This window comes from Magnetococcales bacterium, assembly GCA_015231925.1.
Lineage (GTDB): Bacteria > Pseudomonadota > Magnetococcia > Magnetococcales > JADGAQ01 > JADGAQ01.
Map to the genome: position 1 here is coordinate 1 of JADGAQ010000267.1, position 4,522 is coordinate 4,522.

A 4,522-nucleotide genomic window follows, 5' to 3' on the forward strand; every position below is an offset into this window, starting at 1 on the left:
GGCTGGCCTGGCCGACGGGCAGCAGGGCCACGCCGAGGTAAGGGGTGAAGACCACCGCCACGAACCAGGAGGCGATCAACGCCACCCCCACCACCCAGAAGATGCCCCCGGCGTACTCCCCGGCGATCGATTTGGCAAAGCCCACGGGCATGAATCCCGCCACGGTGACCAGTGTGCCGGTGAGCATGGGGAAAGCGGTGGAGGTATAGGCAAAGGAGGCCGCCTGCAGGCGATCCCAACCCTGTTCCAGCTTCACCACCATCATCTCCACGGCGATGATGGCGTCGTCCACCAGCAGTCCCAGGGCGATGATGAGCGAACCCAGGGAGATGCGATCCAGGCTCCAGTCCGCCAGATACATGACGATGACCACCAGACCCAGCACCAGCGGCACCGAGGCCGCCACCACGATGCCGGCGCCGCGCCCCAGAAAGAAGAAGGAGACCGCCAGCACGATGGCCAGGGCTTCGAGAAAGGATTTTTCGAACTCCCAGACCGATTCCGCCACCACACGCGGCTGGTCGGCGTACTGTTCCAGTTCGACACCGGCGGGCAGGGTGGCCCGAACGGCCCTCAGACGCTCCTCGACCTGCTGCCCCACTTTGAGGATATTGGCCTGGGCGCTCATGGTCAACGCGAGGGTCAACACCGGCTGTCCGTTGTGGCGGATGGCAAAGGAGGGGGGATCCTCGTACCCGGAGTAGACCTTGGCCACATCGCCCAGGCGCAGCAGTCGGCCACCCGCCTCGATGGCCACCCCGGCGGTATCGGCGGCGTCGCGCAGGGCCCCGTCCACCCGGATGAAGACCCGATCCGATCCACTCTCCACGAAACCCGAGGGCTGCAGGCCATTCTGCCGGGCCAACGCCTCGAACAGGGTGAGGGGAGAGAGGCCCAGGGCGGCCAGTCGGGGACTGGAAAACTCCACGAAGACCTTTTCCGCCTGTTTGCCGAGGATATCGACCTTGCTCAGGGTGGGAACGGACTGCAGCTCGATCTTGATCTTTTCAGCATACTCCAGGAGTTCCGCCATGGAGAGGCCATCGCCGCTCAGAGCCAGCAGGGACATGTAGACGTCGTTGTATTCGTCGTTGAAGTGGGGGCCCTGCACCCCTTCCGGCCACTCCCGGCGGGAGTCGCCGATCTTCTTGCGGGCCTGATACCAGGCATCGGCGAACTCCTGTCGCGTCATGCGGCCCTTCAGGCGCAGGGTCAGCGCCCCGTAACCCTGGCGGGAAAAACTGCGCACGAAGTCGAAGCCTTCCAGCTCGCGCAGGGTGCGTTCCATGCGGTTGATCACCTGATCCTGCACCTCTCGCGCCGAAGCGCCGGGCCAGACCACGACGGCAGTCATCATGGGCACGTTGAAGACCGGGTCTTCGGAACGGCCCAGATGGACATAGGAGAAGAGGCCCGCCAGCAGGGTGGCCAGAATGAGGAACAACACCATGGGCCGGTGGTTCACCGCCCAGGAAGAGAGGTTGAAGCCGCTCATCGCCAGGCCCCCCCCTGTCGCTCCAGCCCGCTGGCGCTGCGTTCCACGGGCCGGACCGTCAGGCCTGCGTCCAGCTTCTGCACGCCGGCGGTGACCACCCGGTCGCCGTCGTCAAGCCCCTGGAGCCAGACGGTCTCTCCGCTCAGGCGCACGATGCGCACGTTGCGCTGCTCCAACCGGTCGCCCCCGTGCGGCAGCCGCCAGACCGAAGGGGAGCCGCCGGTTTTCAGCAGGGAGGTGGCGGGCAGGGGGGCGGCGTGATCCTTCTCCCGCTCCTCCAGGCGCAAGCTGGCGCTCATGCCCGGACGAAGCGCGGCAGGGGCCTCCGATGCGGTGAAACGGGCCCGGAAGGTGCGACCGGGAAGCGCCGCCTGGGGGGAAAGTTCCCGCAGTTTCAGGGCTACCGGGGCCTGCGATGCCGCCGGGAAAAGGCCCGTGGCGACCAGCGAAGCGGCGCGAGGCGCCAGGGCCTCCGGCAGATCGGCCACCAGTTCCAAATCCGTCAAACGGGCCAGGCCGAGGAGGGGATGTCCCTCGGCCACCACCTGCCCGACCTCGAAGCGCCGGGAGACGACCACACCGTCGAATTCGGCCCGAAGGATGGCATGGCGCACTTTGAGACGCGCCAGCTCCACCTGATGCCGGGCCTGGGCCTGACGCGCCACGGCGGCGTCGCGACGGGCCCGCTGCCGCTCCTGATCGGCCACGGCAACCGACTGGTCGCTCAACAACCGGGTCAACCGTTCGCTGTCGGCGACGGCCTGGGAGGCCTCCGCCTCGGCGGCGCGGTACTGCTCCTCCGTCGCCCGCAATGCCAGTTCATATTCGGCGGCATCGAGGCGGGCCAGAGGCTGACCCGTCACCACCGCATCCCCCACCTCGACCAGCCGGGCCACGATGCGTCCCCCGGCGCGAAAGGCCAGCTCCGATTCCCGCCGCGCCTGGACGAAGGCGGTGAAGGTGCGATCCACCTCCAGGGGCAGGTGGCGCACCGTGGTCACCAGCACCGGCTTGACCGGCTCGGCCACGGGTGGATGCTCGCTGCAGGCGGCCATCGGCAGCGCGGCGAGGATCAGGCCTCTGAGCAGACGACGGGAGAGATCACTCATGGTCCGCGACTCCCTGGACGGAAGGTGGGGATCCGGCGGCATTCGCCGGCGGCGGCAGGGCGTTCCAGCCCCCGCCGAGGGCTTTGTAGAGCTGAACCGAAAGCAGAGCGCGGCGGGCCCGGCTTTCGGAAAGGGCCAGTTCCGCAGCCAGCTCCCCGCACCGGGCTTCGAGCTGCGGCAACCGGCCGGTCTCGCCTTCGCGAAACAGGGCATCGGCATGTTGCCGGGTACGCCGGCTGCTCCCGGCGGCAGCGGCAAGGGCCTCGAAGCGGGCCTTTTCGTCGTAGAGAGCCGCCAGCGAGACTTCAACCTCCTCCACCGCCTGACGAATGGCCTTTTCGTACTCCAGCAGCGCCTGCCGCTGCCGCGACGACTGGGCCTCGATTCCGGCACGGAGGGCTCCGGCGGTGAACAACGGCATGGCGAAGGCCAGCGCCACATGGGAGAAACGGGCGGTGGCCAGCTCGGGATCCGCATTGAGGCGGAGGTTTTGCCGTCCGAAGAGCGCACTCAGAAACAGCGTGGGGAAGAGGTGACTGCGGGCCTCCTGCAACCGTTCCCCCTCCGCAGCCAGCCGATGCCGGGCCGCCAGCAAATCGGGGCGGCGCTCCAGCAGCTCCGGGGGTTGTCCCGCCGCCACCTCGGGCAGCTCCCGGGGCAAATCCCCGGCCATCCCGAGTTCGGCAACGGGGGTCGACGGGTCCGCTCCCAGGAGGAGGGCCAGACGGCTTTCGCCGGCACTCATCAGGGTGCGCAGCGGCGGCAGCGCGGCGCTCAGATTGCGGCGCTCCGTCTCGGCCCGCACCACCTCCCGTTCGCTGTCGAGACCCTGTTGCCAGCGATGGCGGGTCAGGTTTTCCATCTCCTGCCGGGTATCCAGAAGCGTCTGCATCAGCCCCAGACGCTCCCGTGCCCCCTGCCGGAGAAAATAGTGGCGCGCCACCTCGCTCACGGTCAACAATTGCGCCCCGGCAACACCCTGCAAAGCCGCCTGCGACTCCTCCCGCGCCCCGTTCACCGCAGCACGCGCCCCGCCGAAGAGATCCAGCTCCCAGCGGGTTTCCAGACCCAGCCGACCGCTACGGGTGTCGGGAAGACCCCGTTTGACCGGATCGGCGTACCCGGTGCGCGTTTCCGCCATCGAGGCGCCGAGTCCGATCTCCGGGAAGAGTCGCGCCTCCGCCACCTCCACGCCGTACCCCGCCTGTTTCGCCCGTTCCACGGCGATGCGGATATCGTGGTTGGCGGCGGCGGCCCGTTCCACCAGACGGACCAGCGTCGTATCGCCGAAAGCGGCCCACCAGGCCGTTGCCGCCGTCGGCCCGCTCCTTTCCGTTTCACCCGCCCGGCGAAACGCCGGGCTGAAGGCGGCATCGGGCAGCGGAGTCGGGGAGCGTTCGGCGCACGCCGCCAGAAACAGGGCCAGCATCAGCAGGCCATATCCCCGTGACCGTCCGGAAGGAGAGGAGCAGCTTGGCAGCGTCATGTCGGGCATCCGTAGATTTACTGTACCGTATAGTATGATTCATAGTAACGAAGTTTACCTGACAGTCAAGTAAATTATTCAGCCGCTTGCCAGGGAAGGTTACGGGCGGTAGGCGCGCAGGAAGAGGGCCACATTGGCCTGGATCAGGGCCTGATCCTCCTCGGAGGAGGGTCTGCCCAGGCCGAGCAGGGAACGGATGTGGGCCAGCCCCGTGAACAGGGAGAGGAACTGATCGGCGGCCTTTTCCGCAGAGGGGATGGCGAGGCTGCCCGCCGCATCGGCGGCGTGAAGGTAGAGGGCCACCTGATGCACCAGTTTGTCGGGCCCGAGGCGGTAGAAGGCCTCGCACGCCGAGACCTGTTGTCCCGCAGCGGCAAACATGGTGCGAAAGGCGCCGATGACATCATCGGAACGGCACAGGGTGAGAAACTG

At 67.7% G+C, this 4,522-nt stretch carries 4 protein-coding genes; all 4 read right to left on the reverse strand.

The genetic code is table 11. The annotated features are described in order from the left end of the window. A partial coding sequence (locus HQL56_18465) for an efflux RND transporter permease subunit (GenBank protein MBF0311502.1) occupies positions 1-1,495 on the reverse strand: 1,495 nt, incomplete at its 3' end. Continuing rightward, positions 1,492-2,604 carry an efflux RND transporter periplasmic adaptor subunit gene (locus HQL56_18470; GenBank protein ID MBF0311503.1) on the reverse strand — a complete coding sequence of 371 codons (1,113 nt, stop codon included), beginning with the start codon at positions 2,602-2,604 and terminating at the stop codon, positions 1,492-1,494. The genes HQL56_18470 and HQL56_18465, both read right to left, overlap by 4 nt. Continuing rightward, positions 2,597-4,090, reverse strand: coding sequence for an efflux transporter outer membrane subunit (locus HQL56_18475; protein ID MBF0311504.1), 1,494 nt, complete (start codon positions 4,088-4,090; stop codon positions 2,597-2,599). Before HQL56_18475 ends, HQL56_18470 begins: the two co-directional genes overlap by 8 nt. A gap of 99 nt (positions 4,091-4,189) precedes the next feature. Next, positions 4,190-4,522, reverse strand: a 333-nt coding sequence (locus tag HQL56_18480; GenBank protein MBF0311505.1) for a TetR/AcrR family transcriptional regulator C-terminal domain-containing protein, incomplete at its 5' end; no start/stop codon positions are given.

What these genes read in the sequence shown, in the direction of transcription:
- HQL56_18470 (MBF0311503.1), bottom strand. Translation starts at nt 2,604, where the DNA reads ATGAGTGATCTCTCCCGTCGTCTGCTCAGAGGCCTGATCCTCGCCGCG.
- HQL56_18475 (MBF0311504.1), bottom strand. Translation starts at nt 4,090, where the DNA reads ATGACGCTGCCAAGCTGCTCCTCTCCTTCCGGACGGTCACGGGGATAT.